Genomic DNA, 17,477 nt, shown 5'->3' with positions numbered 1-17,477 from the left:
GGCCGCCGTTTCTGGATTCAATCTTCGTCACACTCGATGGCCGGAAGGCCATCTGAGTGCCCAGCTTCTGACTTCACCGATTGCACATGCGGAGATGTTTGGTGATGGGCCCTCAGACGGGCTGCGCCCGTCGAGGGTGACGATAAGAGGCGCGCGTGATGCCTCAGGCGGCGCTGCTCAGCGGCACAGCGGTTTCTTCGGCCATGAATTCACGGATCAGGGCGGCGGTTTCATCCGCGCGGGTGACGAGGAAGAGGTGGCCGCCGCCTTCGATGACTTTCAGGCGCGCGTCCGGCAGGGCGAAGTTCAGGATGTGGCCATTGGCGAGCGGGACGATGGAATCGGCGTCGCCCATGATCACCAGCGCCGGCATCTTCAGGAAACGGATGAAAGGCAGGCTGGACCAGCCCGCGAAGGCGAGAAGCTGGTAGAGATAGCCTTTGGGGTCGGGCGGCATGAGATTGTCGATATGGCCACCCGCGGCGCCGTCCGCCGCGTCGCCATAGAGCTTGGCGAAGTTTTCGCGCATGAATTCGGGGTCTGAATAGCGGCGCGTATCGACCATCTTTGAAAGGGACGCCGGGCGGCCGGGGATCATGGTGACGCCGGCGGTGGTGGCGCAGAGGATGAGGCGCTTGACGCGGCTGCGATACTGGAAGGCGAATTGCTGGGCGAGCGCGCCGCCCCAGGAGACGCCCATGACGTCCATTTCATCGATGCCGTAACGGTCCACCAGCTTGCGGATCCAGCGGGCGAGCATCCAATGGCGATAGGGCCATTGGGTGACCGGGCTGCGGCCGACGCCGGGGACATCCAGGGTGAGGATTTCGCGGTCTGGAAACATGCTGCCGAGGCCGGAAGCGAGTTCCAGATTGGCGCCGATGCCGTTGAAGAAGACGAGCGGGCGGCCAGCGCCCTGCCCTTCCACCGGCCAGTGGGCGACCCGCAGGAGGACGCCGTCGATGTTTTCCATCGTGATAAGGGGGGTGCGGATGTTCGATGCCATCAGACTTACCTATGCCCGCTGATTTCCGATTTCCATAGCGCCTCAGCAGCGGCGCTACACAGACTTGCGCTCAGGATGAGCGAAGCCGCAGGATAGTCACGCCATGCCGCATGAGCCCCGGCTCGTCCTTCGACTTCGCTCAGGATGAGCCGTCCGATGCACTGGCGCGGGGTCATTTTTGCGCGCCTCTAGTCGTTGAAGACATAGCGGCCGGGCGCTGCATAGAGGGGGGGAAAGGCTTCGTTGCCGAGTTCCTTGGGGGCAGTTTTCAGCGGGCCGGAGCGGGCTTTCAGCCACTCGCCCCAGAGCGGCCACCAGGAACCGGCCTGTTCTTCGGCGCCTGCGGCCCATTCATCCGCCGTCGGTTTGATTTCCTTGCCCCGGAAATACTTCGCCTTCGGATTGCCCGGCGGGTTGATCAGGGACTGGAGATGGCCGCTGGACGAGAGGACGAATTCGACATTCTTTGAGCCGAGCAGAGCGGGCGTGCGGTAGCAGGCTTTCCAGGGGGTGATATGGTCGGTGACGCCGGCAACGACAAAGGCATCTGCCGTGACCTTTCTGAGGTCTGCCATATGGCCGGCGACTTCCACCTCTCCTGGATGATCGAAAGGCTGTTTGAGGGCGATGTCGAGATAGTCCGAATGCAGGGCAGCCGGCAGATTGGTCGTGTCATTGTTCCAGAAGAGGACGTCATAGGGCGGAGGATCTTCACCCATCAGGTAATTGTTGACGACATAGTTCCAGATGAGATCATTCGGGCGCATCCAGGCGAACATGCGGGCAAGATCATCGCCCTTCAGAATGCCGCGGGCCTTGGAATATTTGCGCGCGATTTCGAGGCTGCCATCGGAGACGATCTGGCCAATGTCGCTGTCTTCGCGCTGGGGGTTCAGCACACAGACCATGAAGGTGAGCGAGTTGATGCGCTTGTCGCCGGCGGCCGCCAGGAGGCTGGCGAAGGTGGCCGTGGTGATGCCCCCCGAGCAGGCGCCGGAGACGTTCAGCTTGGGCGATTTGGTGATCTTGCGGACGACTTCGCTGGCCTGGATCAGGCTGTCGATATAGTCGGTCATGCCCCAGTGTTTATGTTTCTTCGTGGGGTTGCGCCAGGAGATCACGAAAGTCTGCTGTTCCATGGCGAGGAGAAACTGGACCATCGACGTCATGGGGGTGAGGTCCATGGCGTAGAACTTGTTGATCTGTGGGGGGATGATCAGGATGGGGGTCTTGTAGACTTTCTCCGTGAGCGGGGCATACTGGATCAGCTCCAGCATCTCGTTCTTCCAGACCACCTGCCCTTTCGAGACGGCGAGATTTTCGCCCACCTTGAAGGGGCGCTTGTCGACCTGCGCGGGCAGGCCGCCATTCTTGGTAAGGTCGTCATAAAGGTTTTTCATGCCCTTGAGCAGCGACAGTCCGCCGGAATCCACAACGCGCTTTGTGGCGGCCGGGTTGCCCACGAGCGAGTTGGTCGGCGCCAGGGCGTCGGTGATCATGCCCATGACGAATTTGGCGCGGGCCTGTTCCAGCTCGCCCATATTGATCTCGTTGACCCAGGCGTGGAGGTGTTCCTGCGTGGCGAGGTAGGACTGCATGCCGCGCTTGTAGAAGGGGTTATGCTCCCAGGCGGGGTCCTTGAAGCGGCGATCCTTCTTGTCGGCTTCGCGCTTCGATTTTCCGAGCAGGATTTCGGTGTTCTCGCTGGTGATCTTGCTGACCATCCTTGCGGTGGTCACCGGGTTGGTCATGGTCGAGCGCAGCATCATGCCGACAGCGCCGAGCAGTTCCTGGCGGTTGAAACCGCCCAGCAGCGGGTTCAGCGCGGCGGTGTTTTCAGCCGCATTGCGGGCGATTTCGTCTTTCGGTGACGTCACGGTATTTCCTCCCCATGGCCTTCCGGACTGTCACCGGGTTTCCATGCCCGGCCGCCGGTTTTTAACCATGATCCCTTTCTTTTCCTGAAAGAGAACACGGTAAAGTTTATGACAAAATTCGTTTCACAGTCAGTTTTCTCTGTCAAACTGCTTCACCGGCCATGAAAACGCGCGACCGTATCCTTCAGGTGAGCCTGCTTCTCTTCAATGAAGAGGGCGAGGCGCAGCTGTCTTCTGTAGATGTCGCCAATGCGCTGGAGATCAGCCCAGGTAACCTCTACTACCATTTCAAGGGCAAGGACGCGATCATCCGGGCCCTTTATGACCGGTTTGAAGAGGAGATGCGCGTTATCCTGCGCGGCTCCAGCGGGGGCGTTGCCTCGATCGAGGACAACTGGGTCTACATCTACATCCTCTTGGAAGAGATATACGACTTCCGCTTCTTCTACCGGGATCTTGCGGGCATGATGTCCCGCTACCCCGATCTGGCCGGCCGCTTCCGCGCGCTGATGGCGGAGAAACGGGCGACCATTCAGCGTATCCTTGACGATCTGGCACGGCTCGGCGTGATCGAGATTGATCCGCGCCTGAAACCGCCCCTGACCCAGCAGATCATCACCACACTGACCTTCTGGCTGGCGGGCGACGCCCTGGCCAGGGAAGCCCATGACGGCCCTGCCCTGATCCACAATACCGTGTTTCAGGTGATGTGCCTCATCGTGCCCTATATGGGCGAAGGCGGGCCTGCCGCGCTGAGCGGCATGATCAGACACTTCAAGCAATCAAAGTCCTGATACGGACGGGTTGACCTGCATTGCCTGCGGCAATTCCGGGAAGACGGCGGAGAAGCATTTACTTCTCCGCCGGTTTCCAGAACCGGGTTTAGCTGGCGAGGGCTTTCGCCTGCTTCGCCCAGCCGCCCTTCAGCACGCGGCCGCGGGCGCCGATGGCTGCGTCAAGCGCTTCGAGTTCGGCTTTCTTCATGGCGGCGATCTGCGCGAAGCGCGTGATGCCGGCAGCGTTGAGCTTTTTCGCCATGGCCGGGCCGACGCCGGTGATCTGCGTCAGATCATCCGCGACTTCCGCTTCGATGGGCTCCATCGCAGCTTTGACGGCCTTGCTGGCCCGCGTGGCGACACGTTTGGCGGTCTTGGCAACATCAGCGCCGGTTTCCGAAGCAACCGCTTCGATCTCGGCGGTGAGACGGGCGATGCGCTCCTTCAGGTGCAGGTCGCTGGCCTTGGTGCGGGCCTTGGCGGTGACGCTGGCAACTTCATCTTCGAGCTTTTCAACGCGGCGGGCGAAGGCTTCGCGGGCGGTGCCGAAACCCTTGACGCCGAGCAGGTCACGCATGCGCTCCATGCGGGCTTCAAACTGGGTCTGGGCTTTCGACTGGAACTCGCGGGCGGATTCGACCGCCTTGGCGACATTGCCGGAGGCTTTGGTGAAGCCTTCATTGCCGGCGAGGCGGGCGCGGACGTCCTGCTCGATTTCGGCGCCGCGCTTGACGAGGTCTTCAAACACTTCGGCCGACTGCTTGTTGACGACGGTGGCGCCGGCAAGAGCGGAGTCGTAGGCTTTGCCATAGGCGCCGACGCCGGCGAGCCAGATCTTGTAGGCCATCTCGGTGGAATGGGTCTCGATTGCCTTGCCAGCGGCCTTTGCCTTGGCGCGGGCGGCGGTTTGGGTGGTCTTCTTGGCCATGAGTATCTCCCTGGCGGCTTGGTTCATGACGCCGGATGTAGGGAAAAAGTCTAGAAAGCGCATACTAATCGCGGCCCGGCGCTTGAATCCCCTCGGGGAAGCCCTCTATCCACTGGGGCAGACAATCAGAGGAGACCTCCCATGAGCGCAGTTGATTACCAGGTGGACGGCAAGACCTATGAAGGCTGGCTGGTGAAACCCGAAGGCAAGACGAACGCCCCTGTGGTGGTGATCGCCCATGCCTGGGGCGGCCTTACCGACAATGAGAAACAGAAGGCCGGGATCATCGCCAAGGAGTTTGGCTATGCCGCTTTCGCCATGGATGTTTACGGCAAGGGCAAGCGCGGCGAGACGGTGGAAGAATGCCAGGCGCTTATGAACCCGCTGGTGGGCGACCGGGCCGAGCTGCAGAAGCGGCTTGCGGGCGGGCTGGCTGCGGCGAAGGCCCAAGCGGGCGTGGACGGGTCGAAGGCGGCCGCCATCGGCTTCTGCTTTGGCGGGCTCTGCGTGCTGGACATGGCGCGCGCGGGCCAGGATGTGCTGGGCGTGGCGTCTTTCCATGGCCTCTTCCGCCCGGCGGAGAATATCCCGCAGCCGAAGATCAAATCCAAGGTGCTGATCGAGCATGGCTGGCTGGACCCGATGGCGACGCCGGAAGACTTCCTGGCGATCTCCAAGGAGTTTGCGGGCGCTGACTGGCAGGCCCATGTGCATGGCCATTCCTACCACTCGTTCACGACGGTGGGCGCCAATAATCCGGAGATGGGTACGGTTTACAATGCCGATGCCGACCGCCGCAGCTTTGCCTATCTGAAGACCTTCCTGGCCGAACTCTTCGGCTGAGCCTTCACCCGATAGTCCGGATACGGAAAAGGCGGAAAACCCATTTGGGCTTTTCCGCCTTTTTCTTTGCCGGTTTTTGGAAGCCCGCGCCGGCTGCGCCTAGCGTTTGCGCCGCTCATGGCTGGGCAGGTTTCGCGTGGGCCAGACATAATCGCTGTCAAGCAGCGTGGCGTCCACCGCTTCCACCGTCAGCTCAAGCTCGCCATCGCCGGCGAAGAGCAGAGTGATCTTGCCGCCGGGCGGCTCGGCATCCGGGGTGAATTCGATGTTCAGCAGGGAGAGGATCAGCTCGGGGTCTGCCTTGGTGATGCCGCGCGTTTTCACCGCCATCACGCCATCAAAGCCGAGAATGGAGCGCACGCGCTCGCCCGGCTGGCCCTTGCGGGTGGGCGCGGTTTCCCAGCGATAGCGGTTGATCTCCAGGCTGAAACGGCGGTGCTTCTGCTCGTATTTCAGGTTCCCGGCCTTCACGACCGAATCCCGCACGGCAGCGGCAATGATCTTCAGGTCTTCAGCTTCCTCGGTGAAGAGGCGGAGGGGTTTGGGCTCGGTCATCGGTTCTCCCAGCGGAACTTTGGCCTTGAATTTGTTCATTGCCGCATTCGCCGGGCAAGCTCAACGGAAAGATGAAGACGTTCAAAGCCCCCTCGCCCCACTTGTGGGGAGAGGGGGTTGGGGGTGAGGGGCAGCAACGATGCGCGTGCGCGCCTCGCCCCCTCATCCCCAACCCCTTCTCCCCCAAGGGAGAAGGGGCTTTGAGTTATTCCTCTTCCCCAGACCGCCGCTCGATCTTCGCGCCGCAGGCCCCCAGCTTCTCTTCCAGGCGCTCGAAGCCGCGGTCGAGGTGGTAGATGCGGTTGACGATGGTTTCACCCTGCGCAGCAAGCCCGGCGATGACGAGGGAGACCGAGGCGCGCAGGTCTGTCGCCATCACGGGCGCGCCGGTGAGCTGGGCGACGCCCTTCACCACCGCTTCCTGGCCGCGCACGGTGATGTCGGCGCCGAGGCGGGCAAGCTCCGGGGCGTGCATGAAGCGGTTCTCGAAGATCGTCTCGCGGATGATGCTGGTGCCATTGGCGAGCGTCATCAGCGCCATGAACTGGGCCTGCAGGTCTGTCGGGAAGCCGGGATGGGGCTGGGTGGACAGGCTGACAGCTTTCAGCGGCGTGCCATTGCGGCGGATGCGGATGGTGGAGGCGCCTTCGTCCGCGTCCACGGTCACGCCCGCTTCGCGCAGCTTGGCAATCATCGCGCCGAGGGCCGCCACGGGGGCGCCCTCCAGCGTCACATCCCCACCGGCCGCAGCGGCGGCCATGGCGAAGGTGCCCGCCTCGATCCGGTCCGGCATCACGGGATAGGTGGTGCCTTTCAGCGTTTCGGCGCCCTTGATGCGGATGATCGGGGTGCCCGCGCCGGTGATCTGCGCGCCCATCGTGTTGAGGCAGTTCGCAAGGTCCTCGATCTCGGGCTCGCGCGCGGCGTTCTCCAGGATGGTTTCGCCCTTGGCCAGCGTGGCGGCGAGCATCGCATGCTCGGTCGCGCCGACGGAAACTGTGGAAAAGTTGATATGCGCGCCCTTCAAGCCGTGAATCGCGGCGGCCTTCACATAGCCCTGCTCGACGCGCAGGTCTGCGCCCATGGCTTCCAGCGCCTGCAGGTGCAGGTCCACCGGGCGCGCGCCAATGGCGCAGCCGCCGGGCAGCGACACGGTGGCATGGCCCGAGCGCGCCACCAGCGGCCCGAGCACATTGAAGCTCGCCCGCATCTTCCGCACCTGTTCATAGGGCGCGATGGTGGATTTCAGCTCCGCCGCGTTGAGATGGCAGGTGGACGAGCCCTTGGGCCAGTAAACCTCCACGCCGAGGGTTTCCAGCAGCTGCGCCAGGAAGCGCGTATCGGCCAGATTCGGCATATTGGTGAATTCCACCGGCTGATCCGTCAGCAGGCAGGCGACCATGAGTTTCAGCGCGGAGTTTTTCGCGCCGGAGACGGGAATGCGGCCGGTGAGAGGCGTGCCGCCAATGATGTGAAGACGATCCATGGCGGCAGATATACCGTGCTTCGCGGCTTTGTAAGGGCCGGAATGTGAAGGGAAATGCGTTTTGCGCGCCGATTTGCGGCGCCGGGCGCGCAGGCGGGGGCCTCACCCGCCAGAATCGCCGGATTTCGGGGGCACAGCGGCCCCTTCCTTGCGGGCGGCGGCCTTGCGGCGGCGCAGATTCGCCCGCAGCGCCTCGGCCCGGCGGGCCTCGCGTTCTTCCTGTTCGGTTTTCTTCGGATTGTCTGTCATATTCAGCGGCAAAATGGTCTTTTCATATCGGCAGGCTTACGCTAAAGCCCCGGAACCCAACCGGCAATGCCGCCTTAGCTCAGGGGTAGAGCGCATCATTGGTAATGATGAGGTCGAGAGTTCAATTCTCTCAGGTGGCACCACTCCCTCCCCTTATCTTTTATAAATTAGGCGCGGGCACCTCCTTGAGATCGCCGCCCCGAATGGCCGCTTCAAATGACTGGAGACGGATCTCTCGAAGGATCAGGGAAACGGAAATCACCCACATACCGATCATCAGCACAGCACCCGCCAACGGCCAGAGGAACAGCCCTGCCGCGAATGATCCGCCAGCACCGTAGTCGTTCCCGAAAAAAAGCGGACAGACCGCCATGAAGGCGGCAATCACGATCAGAACATTGCCAGTCGCTAGACCGCTGCCACGATAGCGAACAGGAAGAGGTTTTCGTTCCCAGCGCAGCACGCGCTTGTCTTCTACTGATGCGACCACGTCCATCATCCAGACCTTTCCATCTTTGAGCGCAGCAGATGAAATCAACAGGCACTCGCCCGTCAACCCCGTATGAATTTTGACTTCAGCGGCAGCTTTCCCAAAGATGCTTGTAAATCACCGCCTGCACCGCATAGCTCACCGGTCGGTTACCCTTCTCCCATGTACTGATTTCGCTTGGGGCGTAGGGCCTATCCTGCCCCAGCCGCTCCGCCAGCCAGGCGCCGAAGTCTGCCTGTTTAAGGCCCATAGACTTGAGGAACTCTCTCAGAAAATCCGGTGTCATCACAATGGTCAGATGCCCCATATTTTTTATAAGGTCGGACAGAGCGACTAGACGAAGTTTCAACTCACAAAACAAGTTGAAGTCCTCATTTCTCTAACGATCCATTTCCTTGCGGTCACCACTATCGCAATTTGGCGGGCGCCAACGGGCCATTTGAAAAGCACTCCGTCTTCCTCTCCAAGAAATGCGAAATGCCCGGTCCTGCAGGAACCGGGCATTTGCGTTTTCGGGGGCTGTGGAATTCCTATTTCCTGACGCGGTCGGCCTTGCCAAACGTAGCGTCCATTCGCGCCACGAGCTTCTGCAGCGCGGCGTTGACCGCCGCTTCAGGCGTGGCGGCGCGGTCGCTGGCGGTCAGCGGGTCGCCATTATAGGGGCGCGCTTCGATCACGGCTTCGATGCCGTCCGGCCCTTCGCGGCGGGTGCCGTCCGTATCGCGGACATGCACTTCGATGCGCGAAAGGCGCGGGGCGAACCGGTCCAGCCGCTCGCGGAAGCGGGTTTCAAAATGCGCTTTCATACGCGCGTCGCCGTCAACCTTGTTGCCGGTATTGAACTGGAAATCCATCAGCGCACCTTCCGGCTGCGTTCGAGAACCGGGCGATGGCCCTCGGCGTCCAGCGCGCCCATCGGCGGCTCGTCGGCGCGGGCTTCCTGGATCTGGCCTTCGCCGGCGGTGCGCGAGGCCGGCATCTGGCTTTCGCGCTCGCGCTCAGCCTTCTGCTTCAGCTCCAGCGCATGGCGGGCGTGATCGGCCTGGGTTTTTTCGTCTTTTCCGGATGAACTGGAGTTGCTCATGCAGTGCCTCCCGTTTTGGCGTCATGCCGCCCTTGTGGCGGTCACTTTAAACGCAACGCGGGAGGGGCGCCGGGGTTCCGCAGGTTACGCATCCCTCATCCGCGCCGCCCGCCCAGCAGCGGCAGTATCGCCAGCCCCACCAGCAGAACGCCAAGGCCGAAGAACGCCCCGCCCTGCACATAGAGCACCGCCGAGATCAGCATCGCCGAACTCGTCAGGATGAACAGCAGCGGCAGCAGCGGATAAAGCGGCACGCGGAAGGGCCGCTCTGCGGCCGGCTCTTTCATGCGTAGGCGGATGAGCGCGGCGCCGCTGGCGATCAGGAACACCCAATAGACCGGCGCTGTATAATCCACCAGCGTTTCAAAGCCGCGATAGGCCGCGCCAAAGCCGACGAGCAGCAGCGAGATGATGCCCTGGGCGAGGATGGCGTTGCGCGGGCTGCGGGCTTTCTCGTCCCAGCGGCCGATCCATTTCAGCGCGGGAAGGCGCGCGGCCGCCGCATAGGTGGTGCGCGCGCCCACGAGGATGGTGGCGTTGACCGAGGTGGCCGCCGCCGCGACAACGGCGAGGGCGAGGATGACGCCGGCCTTCTCCCCGAAAGCGATGGCCATCAGGTCTGCCGCTGGCGCCGGCGCCCCGGCGAGGCCGTCGAGCCCGAGGCCGCGCAGCATGGCCCAGGCCGTCAGCAGGTAGAGCCCGGTAATGAGGGTGATGGCGATCACGAGGCCCCGCACCATGCCGCGCTGGGCGTCCTTCACCTCGGCAGAGAGGGTGGCCGACTCCGTCCACCCGCCAAAGGCCAGCAGCACGAAGACAAGGCCATAGCCGATCCCGCCAAGGCCGGGCACATAAGGCGCGCCCGGCGCCAGCGGCGGGGTGCCCTGAAAGGCAATCTTCGCACCCGCCGCCACCAGCACCAGGAGGCCGATGATCAGTATGATGACGAGGCCGCTATCGCTCGCCTCGCCTGCGGGGCGCAGCTTCAGCGCGGTGAGGCCGATGACGCTGGCGAAGGCATAGATCGCGGGCCCGTGGGGGCCAAGATCGATCACGCGGTTCATATAGTCACCGATCACGAAGCCCAGCAGCGCGATGGCGCCGGTATTGATCACCGCCAGGCGCGCCCAGGCGAAGAGGAAGGCAAAGCGCCGCCCCCAGGCCCGCTCCAGAAAGTGATAGTCGCCGCCGGCATGGGGAAAGGCGGCGGCCAGCTCAGAATAGCAGAGCGCGCCCATCAGCGAGATGAGCCCGCCCGCGATCCAGAGCAGATACACCGCCGCCTCAGACCCCGCATTGGCCGCCACCAGCGCCGGGGATTTGAATATCCCCGCCCCCACCACCATCGCAATGGTCACCACCACCACATAGCGGGTCGTCAGATTACGGACGGGAGAGGAAGAGGCGTGTGTCACGTGTCAGGCCAGCGCGCGGCCAAGGGCGGCTTGCCAACCCTTGAGGAGGGTCTCGCGCTGGGGGGTGGCCATCCTCGGTTCGAAGCGCTTTCCGGGCACTTCGCGGGCGGCCCAGTCTGCCGCGCTGAGCCAGCCGATCTGCATGGCCGCCGCTGCCGCTGCGCCCAGGGCTGTCATCTCGCGGTAATCCGGGCGCAGCACGGGAAGCGCGCAGACGTCCGCCATGAACTGCATCAGCCAGTCATTGCCCACCATGCCGCCATCGACCCGCAGCTCCGCAATGGGGGCGCCGTCCCCGGCAAAGGCGGCCAGAAGGTCATGCGTCTGATAGGCTACTGATTCCAGCCCCGCGCGGACGAGATGGGCCGCTGTGGCCGCCCGCGTCAGCCCGGCGATGACGCCGCGCGCCTCGGCATTCCAGTGCGGCGCGCCAAGGCCGGTGAAGGCGGGCACCATATAGACCCCGCCATTATCCTTCAGGCTGGCGGCGGCGGCGGCGCTTTCATCTGCCTGCTGAATGAGTTTCAGATCATCGCGCAGCCATTTGATCACCGTGCCGGCATTGAAGATGGAACCCTCCAGCGCCATCGCGTCTGCGCCCGGCAGCGCGTAACCCACCGTGCCCAACAGGCGGTTTTCCGAGACCGGCCGCGCCGCGCCGGTATTAGCCACCAGGAAGGCGCCCGTGCCGAAGGTGATCTTCGCCTGGCCGGGCCTGAGGCAGCCCTGCCCCACCAGGGCCGATTGCTGATCCCCCAGGATCGACGCCACCGGGATTTCCCGGCCAAACAGCGCCGCCTCTGCCATGCCGAAATCCGCCGCGCTGGGCTTGACCTCCGGCAGCATCGCCGCGGGAACGCCGATCATGTCCGCCATTGCCGCGCTCCAGCCGCCCTCGCCGCCAAGGCCAAGCCGGTAAAGCAGCGTGCGCGAGGCATTGGTCACATCGGTGGCATGCACCTTCCCGCCCGTCAGGCGCCAGAGCAGGAAGCTGTCGATGGTACCAAAGGCGAGTTCTCCAGCCTCTGCCCTTTCCCGCGCGCCCGGCACATTGCTCAGCACCCAGTTGATCTTGGTGCCGGAGAAATAGGGATCCAGCAGCAGGCCGGTCTCTGCCTGCACAGCGGCCTCATGGCCTTTCCCTTTCAGCGCCTCACAGAAAGCGGCCGTGCGCCGGTCCTGCCAGATGATGGCCGGGGCGAGCGGCTTGCCGGTCTTGCGGTCCCAGACGAGGGTGGTTTCCCGCTGGTTGGTGATGCCGATGGCCGCGATGCGCGCCGCCCCGCCCGCCTTGGCGATCACAGCCCGGCAGACAGATAACGTCCGTGTCCAGATCTCCTCGCCATCCTGCTCCACCCAGCCATCCTGCGGATAAGCCAGCGCCACCTCTTCCTGGGCGAGGGCCACCTCGCGGAAATCGCGGTCATACACGATGGCCCGCGTGGAGGTGGTGCCCTCATCGATGACGAGAATAAAGTCGCTCATTCGCCCTGCCTTCTGTTTCTGCGCCCGTCTAGACCGTCAGCCCGGCTGCTTCCAGCAGGGATGCAAATTGCAGCGTCGTGCGGTCGCCATAAGGCGCGCCGATCAGCTGAAAGCCGATGGGCAGCCCGCCCGCGCTCTTGGCCACCGGCACGCAGGTCGATGGCAGGCCGGCAAAGGTCGCAATCGAGGCCCAGGCGAGTTGTGATCCATAGGGCAGCACCGCGCCGTCGATCTCGATGGTCCGCTTGCCCCAGTCGGGCTCGTCCTTGTGCGGAAAGGCGGGCGTGGAGAAGGCCGGCGACAAGAGAATGTCCACATCCTCGAAGAAGGCCGCCCATTGCCGCGTGATGGCGAGCTGATAATCCTGCAGGTTCATCCAGTCATGCGCGCTGATGGGCGCCGCCGCCGGGTCTCCGCGCGAAATCACCGTCATCAGCATACGCACATAGCTGGACACCATTTCGGCGAGGTCCGGCATCCCCGCCGCCCCCTCGTTCACCGCCGCCCCCTCTGCGCGCAGCGCGTCCACCAGCCGCGCGAGCCCCGCGCGCGTATCGCCGTCCACGGGTACGTCCGGCATCTCGGCAATCACGCGGACGCGGAAACCTTTAAGCGCCCCGGCGCGGGCTGCCGGCAGGTCCAGCCGGTATCCGCCGCCTGCCTCCGGCCCGGCAATCACCTCCAGCGCTGCCACAAGGTCGCCCACATTCCGCGCCATCGGGCCGACCACGGCGAGGGGCGCGTCACACCCGTCCGTTCCCGGAAAAAGGTGGCCTCGCTGGGGCACGATGCCATAGGTGGGCTTGTGCCCGAACACGCCGCACATATGCGCCGGAAAGCGGATGGACCCGCCAATGTCCGAGCCGATCTCCAGCGGCACCATTCCAGTGGCCAGCGCGGCCGCCGCCCCGCCGGAGGAGCCACCGGGCGAGCGGGCATGGTCAAACGGGTTCACCGTGCGCCCATAGACAGGGTTCACGCTCTGCCAGTCGCCCAGCGCCACGGGCACATTCGTCTTTCCAAGGATGATCGCACCTTCGGCCTTCAGGCGCTCCACCACAACAGCGTCCCGCGCCGCCTTCAGATCCCTGAACTGCTCGAAGCCCCAGGTGGAGGGCAGGCCTGCCACGTCATTGGATTCCTTCACCGTCATCGGCACGCCCAGGAAGCGGCGCGGGTCACCTGGCTTGCGGCTCGCGTCCACCGCTCTGGCCGCCGCCCGCGCGCGCTCGAAATCGCGCACCACCACGGCGTTGATCGCCCCGTCCACCGCCTCGATGCGCGCGATGGCCGCCTCGGCCGCCTCCAATGCCGTGATCTCCCCGGCGCGCACGGCCTCTGCCGTTTCCAGCGCGCCGGCCCTTGCGAGATCGGAACTCGTCTTTGCGGCCATCTTGTCCTCCCTTTTGCCGGCGAGCCTAGCACGCGGGCAGAGAAGCTCAACGCATATGGCCGCTTGCGCGGCGCATCCGGTTCATATACGAATCATATACGTTTCAGATAGTGAGGCCGCCATGGGCATTGTGAATATAGACGACGAGTTGCACGATCAGGTCCGCAAGGCGAGCGCGGTGTCCTGCCGCTCGATCAATGCGCAGGCGGCCTGGTGGATCCGCATCGGCAAGCTCGCCGAGATGAACCCCGCCCTCTCCTTCAACGAGATCATGCAGCGGGAGATGGCCGCCGCCGGGATGACGCCCGATCCCCTGCGCGCCGACGCGGCATGATCAAGAGCGCCGACGAACTGGCGCGGATGGCCGAATCGGGCCGCCTGCTCGCCTCTGTCTTCGGGCTGATCGACCAGATGCCTCTGATTGGCATGAGCACGCTGGAGGTCAATGACCGGGTGGAGCGCTTCATCCGGGAGGATCTTAAATCCCGCCCGGCTAGCCTTGGCCAGTATGGCTTCGAATACGTCCTCAATTCATCCGTGAACGATGTGATCTGCCATGGCATCCCTTCGGCGAAAGACATCCTGAGCGATGGCGACATCGTGAATTTCGACATCACGCTGGAGAAGAACGGCTATATCGCCGATTCCAGCAAGACTTACCTTGTCGGCACTGTCGCCACGCCTGCCCGGCGCCTGGTGCGCACCACCTACGAAGCCCTATGGAAAGGCATCCGCGCCGTCCGCCCCGGCGCCACGCTGGGCGATATCGGCCACGCCATCGAGCGCCATGCGAAACAGGGGGGCTATTCCATCGTCCGCGATTTCTGCGGCCACGGCATCGGCCGGGAAATGCATGAGGAGCCCTCCGTGCTCCACTTCGGCAAGCCCGGCACCGGCCTGCGGCTGCGCCCCGGCATGACCTTCACGATCGAGCCGATGGTCAACGAAGGCAAACGCAGTTCGTACACAGAAGATGATGGCTGGACCGTCCGCACCGAAGACGGGAAACTCTCCGCCCAGTTCGAGCATACAGTCGCCGTGACAGAGCGCGGCGTGGATGTGCTGACATTGCGGCCGGAAGAGGCGCATCTGGTGAAGGAAGCAGCCCGTAGGGCGGGTTAGCCGAAGGCGTAACCCGCCACCCCCATAACGCAACCTCGTCACTCTCGACCGGCGCAGCCGGTCTGAGAGCCTATCTCCTGCGCTCTCGCCGTTCGCCACAGCGGAGAGTGCACGAGATGGGCACTCAGATGGCCTGCGGCCATCGAGTGTGACGACAGAACGAAGAGCGTGGAAGAAACCCAAACCCCTCCCCCCCGTCATCCCGGAATTTGCGCAGCAAATGTCCGGGACCTAGCCTTCGCAACGCATCCTCTCTGGCTCCCGGTCTTCGCCTGCGGCGAAACCGGGATGACGGCTGAGAAGAAGCGCCCCTCACCGTCCCTTCTGCCCCCTATCCCCAAACCACCAGAGCGTGGCGGCGGTCGCTGCAAAGGTCGCGGTTTCCACAATCCCGACGCGCGCTTCGGCGCTGGCGCCGAGATAGACGAGGCCGGTGATGACCCAGAGCAACAGCGTCAGCAAAGGCCGGGTCAGCGCGCGCACGGCGTTCACCCAGCGATAGCTGTCGCCGATGCTCGCTTCGGCCTCCATCGATGCGGCGAGGCCGCGCCAGGCGCCGGCCGCATCGGCGAGCTTGATCTGCGCTTCGGTCGCTACCGCCATCTCGCGCATCCGCGCTGCCTGCATCGCCGCGTCATGGGCCCAGCGGGCGCGTTCCTGGGTGTTGTCCTGCCGCCGCTCGATCAGGCCCGCCACGCGGCCGATCACCGTGCCGATCAGGCCGAAGGCGCCGCCGCCGGCCGCGCTGGCCGCCAGTCCGATAATGTCGCTCATGAGAAGTCCTCCGCCCCCGGATAGGTCCAGCGCGCCGGGGTCTCCCGCCGGTCCAGATGCAGGAAGGATTTGGCGATACCGATGCCGGTGAAGCCGAGGCGCTCAGCGGCCGCCACCATCGCGCGCCGGTCATGCTTCTGGAAGGCAATGTCCACCGCGATGCGCCGGTGCTGGGAATTCGGCACGCCGCCAACCACGGCGTTCCAGATGGCGCAGCGATGGCCCGAATTGATCTTGATGGGACGGCCCATTTCGGCGCGCAGGGCTTCCAGCGCGTCGAGGAAATCGGCATCATGCCAGTAAGCGCCCCGGCAGCCGCGCCCGCCACACCGGCAGGCAAGCTCATCGGGTCTGAAGTGGGGCCAGCGCCAGTTGGCGCGCGAAACGTCTCTGTAAGATGAGTAAAGCATGGGGCGAAGTGTGCCCCCGCGCCTGACCCCGGCGAATTGGAAGGGGCCGATTTCCAGCAGCCACAACAGGAAGCGTGCGGGACAGGGCCGGCGCTGTACCCCGCCCGCGCGGCGCGCCGCAAACCTTGTCCGAAACTGTCCGGATTTGTCCGGAAGTGTCCGGACCTGTCACCTGGCTGTCCGGAATTGTCCTCAAAAAGTCACGCCCTGTCATGGGGATGACAGGGCGTTGCTGTTTGCGGAAAAGGAAGCGCGGTTTACTCGGCAGGCACCGGCGAGGTGCGCGAGAAGGCAAGCCCCTTGGCCAGCGCCGCGCGGGCGTCATTATACTCGCGCTCCAGCTGATCGACATATTCGCTTACAGGACCACGCTTTTTCACCGCGCCAATGCCCTGGCCGCAGCCCCAGATGTCCTTCCAGGCCTTGGCCTCGGTATTGCCGCCGGAACCGAAGTTCATCTTGGAGGGGTCGCTTTCGGGCAGATTGTCCGGGTCCAGCCCCGCCGCCACGATGGAGGGGCGCAGGTAGTTGCCATGAACGCCGGTGAAAAGGTTTGAATAAACAATGTCTTCGGCGCCGTAATTGACGATGGCATCCTTGTAGCCATCCACGGCATTGGCTTCGTCGCAGGCGATGAAGGCCGAGCCCATATAGGCAAAATCCGCCCCCATTGCGAGCGCAGCCGCAATCGCCCCGCCATTGGCAATGGAGCCAGACAGCGCCAGCGGGCCATCAAAGAATTCCCGGATTTCCTGGATCAGCGCAAACGGCGAGAGGCGCCCGGCATGCCCGCCTGCGCCGGTGCACACGGCGATCAGGCCGTCAGCGCCCTTCTCCAGCGCCTTCTTCGCAAACCAGGTATCGATCACGTCATGCATGACGATGCCGCCATACGAATGGATGGCATCATTCACATCCTGCCGCGCGCCCAGAGACGTGATCACAAAGGGCACCTTGTACTTCACGCAGGCTTCCATGTCGTGGTCGAGGCGGTTGTTGGTCTTGTGGACGATCTGGTTGACCGCAAAGGGCGCGGCCGGACGGTCCGGATGCTTGACGTTGTGTTCGCCCAGCTCGTTGGTGATCTTGTCCAGCCACTCATGCAGAACCGGGCCGGGCCGGGCGTTCAGCGCCGGGAAGCTGCCGACAATGCCGGCCTTGCACTGGGCGATGACCAGCTCCGGACCGGAAATGATGAAAAGCGGCGATGCGATCACCGGCAGGCGCATCTTGTTGAAAATAGGCGGCACGGACATCGGCTGTTCTCTCCCAGAATGGTTCTGCGGAGGAACTTATATGGACGGCGAGGTGCGGCAAGCATGACCTTGAGGAAGCCGGACAGAGCCTTGTTTTCCGGCTGCTAAATCCGGGCCCTCCGCGCAGAACACGATATCATTCCGATATATGAACGCCCCTCGCCCCGTCAAATCACATGCGTTTGGCGCACTCAGCTTAACGATCATTCAGGGCGTTTGCGATTCGCAGGCCCTCGTTCTCGCCGGCCCCTGACAAAAAGCCACCCCCGGCCCTTTCAGGTCAGGAGTGGTCAAGGCGGAGCTCAGCAGCTCTACAGATACAAAAAGG

20 protein-coding genes and 1 tRNA gene are annotated in these 17,477 nt (G+C 63.8%); 5 read left to right on the top strand and 16 right to left on the bottom strand.

The features are described 5' to 3' along the window. Positions 1-163 precede the first annotated feature (163 nt). Positions 164-1,006, bottom strand: a complete 843-nt coding sequence (locus C0456_RS14280) for an alpha/beta fold hydrolase (RefSeq protein WP_291053436.1) — start codon at positions 1,004-1,006, stop codon at positions 164-166. A gap of 188 nt (positions 1,007-1,194) precedes the next feature. Further along, entirely contained in the window at positions 1,195-2,883 is a 1,689-nt protein-coding gene (locus C0456_RS14275; RefSeq protein ID WP_291053433.1) for an alpha/beta fold hydrolase, read from the bottom strand. Between the two features lie 161 nt (positions 2,884-3,044). On the opposite strand from C0456_RS14275, the gene C0456_RS14270 reads away from it, so the two are divergent. After that, a complete protein-coding gene (locus C0456_RS14270) occupies positions 3,045-3,677 on the top strand; it encodes a TetR/AcrR family transcriptional regulator (protein WP_291053429.1) in 633 nt (210 codons plus the stop codon). Positions 3,678-3,765: 88 nt separating this feature from the next. Here C0456_RS14270 and C0456_RS14265 read toward each other — a convergent pair whose 3' ends face one another. Continuing rightward, positions 3,766-4,587 (bottom strand): phasin family protein, encoded by an 822-nt coding sequence (locus C0456_RS14265; protein ID WP_291053426.1) that lies wholly within the window; start codon positions 4,585-4,587, stop codon positions 3,766-3,768. 141 nt (positions 4,588-4,728) lie between these two features. Between C0456_RS14265 and C0456_RS14260 the strand changes: the two genes are divergently transcribed. After that, positions 4,729-5,430, top strand: coding sequence for a dienelactone hydrolase family protein (locus C0456_RS14260; protein ID WP_291053424.1), 702 nt, complete (start codon positions 4,729-4,731; stop codon positions 5,428-5,430). A 99-nt stretch (positions 5,431-5,529) separates the two neighbouring features. Here the strand turns inward: C0456_RS14260 and C0456_RS14255 are convergent, their stop codons facing one another. The 3 genes from C0456_RS14255 to C0456_RS14245 form a co-directional block, all read right to left on the bottom strand. Next, the gene (locus C0456_RS14255) at positions 5,530-6,024 is read right to left on the bottom strand and encodes a DUF2948 family protein (RefSeq protein ID WP_291053421.1); all 495 of its coding nucleotides are present in this window, start codon (positions 6,022-6,024) and stop codon (positions 5,530-5,532) included. A 166-nt stretch (positions 6,025-6,190) separates the two neighbouring features. Beyond that, entirely contained in the window at positions 6,191-7,471 is a 1,281-nt protein-coding gene (gene murA / locus C0456_RS14250; protein WP_291053418.1) for a UDP-N-acetylglucosamine 1-carboxyvinyltransferase, read from the bottom strand. A gap of 102 nt (positions 7,472-7,573) precedes the next feature. Beyond that, a complete protein-coding gene (locus C0456_RS14245; RefSeq protein WP_291053416.1) occupies positions 7,574-7,720 on the bottom strand; it encodes a hypothetical protein in 147 nt (48 codons plus the stop codon). Positions 7,721-7,788: 68 nt separating this feature from the next. Between C0456_RS14245 and C0456_RS14240 the strand changes: the two genes are divergently transcribed. Further along, positions 7,789-7,863 (top strand) — tRNA-Thr (locus tag C0456_RS14240). A 17-nt stretch (positions 7,864-7,880) separates the two neighbouring features. Here the strand turns inward: C0456_RS14240 and C0456_RS14235 are convergent. The 7 genes from C0456_RS14235 to C0456_RS14205 all read right to left on the bottom strand — a co-directional run bounded on the left by C0456_RS14235 (position 7,881) and on the right by C0456_RS14205 (position 13,587). Next, positions 7,881-8,258: a hypothetical protein gene (locus C0456_RS14235; protein WP_291053413.1), complete on the bottom strand. Its 378-nt coding sequence runs from the start codon at positions 8,256-8,258 to the stop codon at positions 7,881-7,883. A 37-nt stretch (positions 8,259-8,295) separates the two neighbouring features. Then, the gene (locus tag C0456_RS14230; RefSeq protein WP_291053410.1) at positions 8,296-8,559 is read right to left on the bottom strand and encodes a helix-turn-helix transcriptional regulator; all 264 of its coding nucleotides are present in this window, start codon (positions 8,557-8,559) and stop codon (positions 8,296-8,298) included. A 181-nt stretch (positions 8,560-8,740) separates the two neighbouring features. Next, a complete protein-coding gene (locus C0456_RS14225; RefSeq protein WP_291053407.1) occupies positions 8,741-9,064 on the bottom strand; it encodes an HPF/RaiA family ribosome-associated protein in 324 nt (107 codons plus the stop codon). Then, positions 9,064-9,294, bottom strand: a complete 231-nt coding sequence (locus tag C0456_RS14220; RefSeq protein WP_291053404.1) for a hypothetical protein — start codon at positions 9,292-9,294, stop codon at positions 9,064-9,066. Before C0456_RS14220 ends, C0456_RS14225 begins: the two co-directional genes overlap by 1 nt. A gap of 95 nt (positions 9,295-9,389) precedes the next feature. Further along, positions 9,390-10,709, bottom strand: coding sequence for an APC family permease (locus tag C0456_RS14215; RefSeq protein ID WP_291053401.1), 1,320 nt, complete (start codon positions 10,707-10,709; stop codon positions 9,390-9,392). A gap of 3 nt (positions 10,710-10,712) precedes the next feature. Further along, complete coding sequence (glpK, locus tag C0456_RS14210; RefSeq protein ID WP_291053399.1) at positions 10,713-12,194, bottom strand: glycerol kinase GlpK; 1,482 nt, start codon at positions 12,192-12,194, stop codon at positions 10,713-10,715. 28 nt (positions 12,195-12,222) lie between these two features. Then, on the bottom strand, positions 12,223-13,587 hold the full coding sequence (locus C0456_RS14205) for an amidase family protein (protein WP_291053396.1): 1,365 nt from the start codon (positions 13,585-13,587) through the stop codon (positions 12,223-12,225). 121 nt (positions 13,588-13,708) lie between these two features. Here C0456_RS14205 and C0456_RS14200 point away from each other — a divergent pair, with 121 nt between their 5' ends. After that, positions 13,709-13,921, top strand: a complete 213-nt coding sequence (locus C0456_RS14200) for a ParD-like family protein (protein WP_291053393.1) — start codon at positions 13,709-13,711, stop codon at positions 13,919-13,921. Beyond that, positions 13,918-14,709, top strand: a complete 792-nt coding sequence (map, locus tag C0456_RS14195) for a type I methionyl aminopeptidase (protein ID WP_291053389.1) — start codon at positions 13,918-13,920, stop codon at positions 14,707-14,709. Before C0456_RS14200 ends, map begins: the two co-directional genes overlap by 4 nt. Positions 14,710-15,021: 312 nt before the next feature. Here map and C0456_RS14190 read toward each other — a convergent pair whose 3' ends face one another. The 3 genes from C0456_RS14190 to C0456_RS14180 all read right to left on the bottom strand — a co-directional run bounded on the left by C0456_RS14190 (position 15,022) and on the right by C0456_RS14180 (position 17,149). After that, positions 15,022-15,483 carry a hypothetical protein gene (locus C0456_RS14190; protein WP_291053386.1) on the bottom strand — a complete coding sequence of 154 codons (462 nt, stop codon included), beginning with the start codon at positions 15,481-15,483 and terminating at the stop codon, positions 15,022-15,024. Next, positions 15,480-15,893 (bottom strand): D-Ala-D-Ala carboxypeptidase family metallohydrolase, encoded by a 414-nt coding sequence (locus tag C0456_RS14185; RefSeq protein WP_291053383.1) that lies wholly within the window; start codon positions 15,891-15,893, stop codon positions 15,480-15,482. Before C0456_RS14185 ends, C0456_RS14190 begins: the two co-directional genes overlap by 4 nt. Before the next feature lie 257 nt (positions 15,894-16,150). Then, positions 16,151-17,149, bottom strand: coding sequence for a nitronate monooxygenase family protein (locus tag C0456_RS14180; RefSeq protein WP_291053382.1), 999 nt, complete (start codon positions 17,147-17,149; stop codon positions 16,151-16,153). Between the last annotated feature and the right edge of the window lie 328 nt (positions 17,150-17,477).

This window comes from Hyphomonas sp. (genome assembly GCF_013823385.1).
GTDB lineage: Bacteria > Pseudomonadota > Alphaproteobacteria > Caulobacterales > Hyphomonadaceae > Hyphomonas.
The sequence above is the reverse complement of the archived record's forward strand: the minus strand, read 5'-3'. Positions and strand labels throughout refer to the sequence as shown.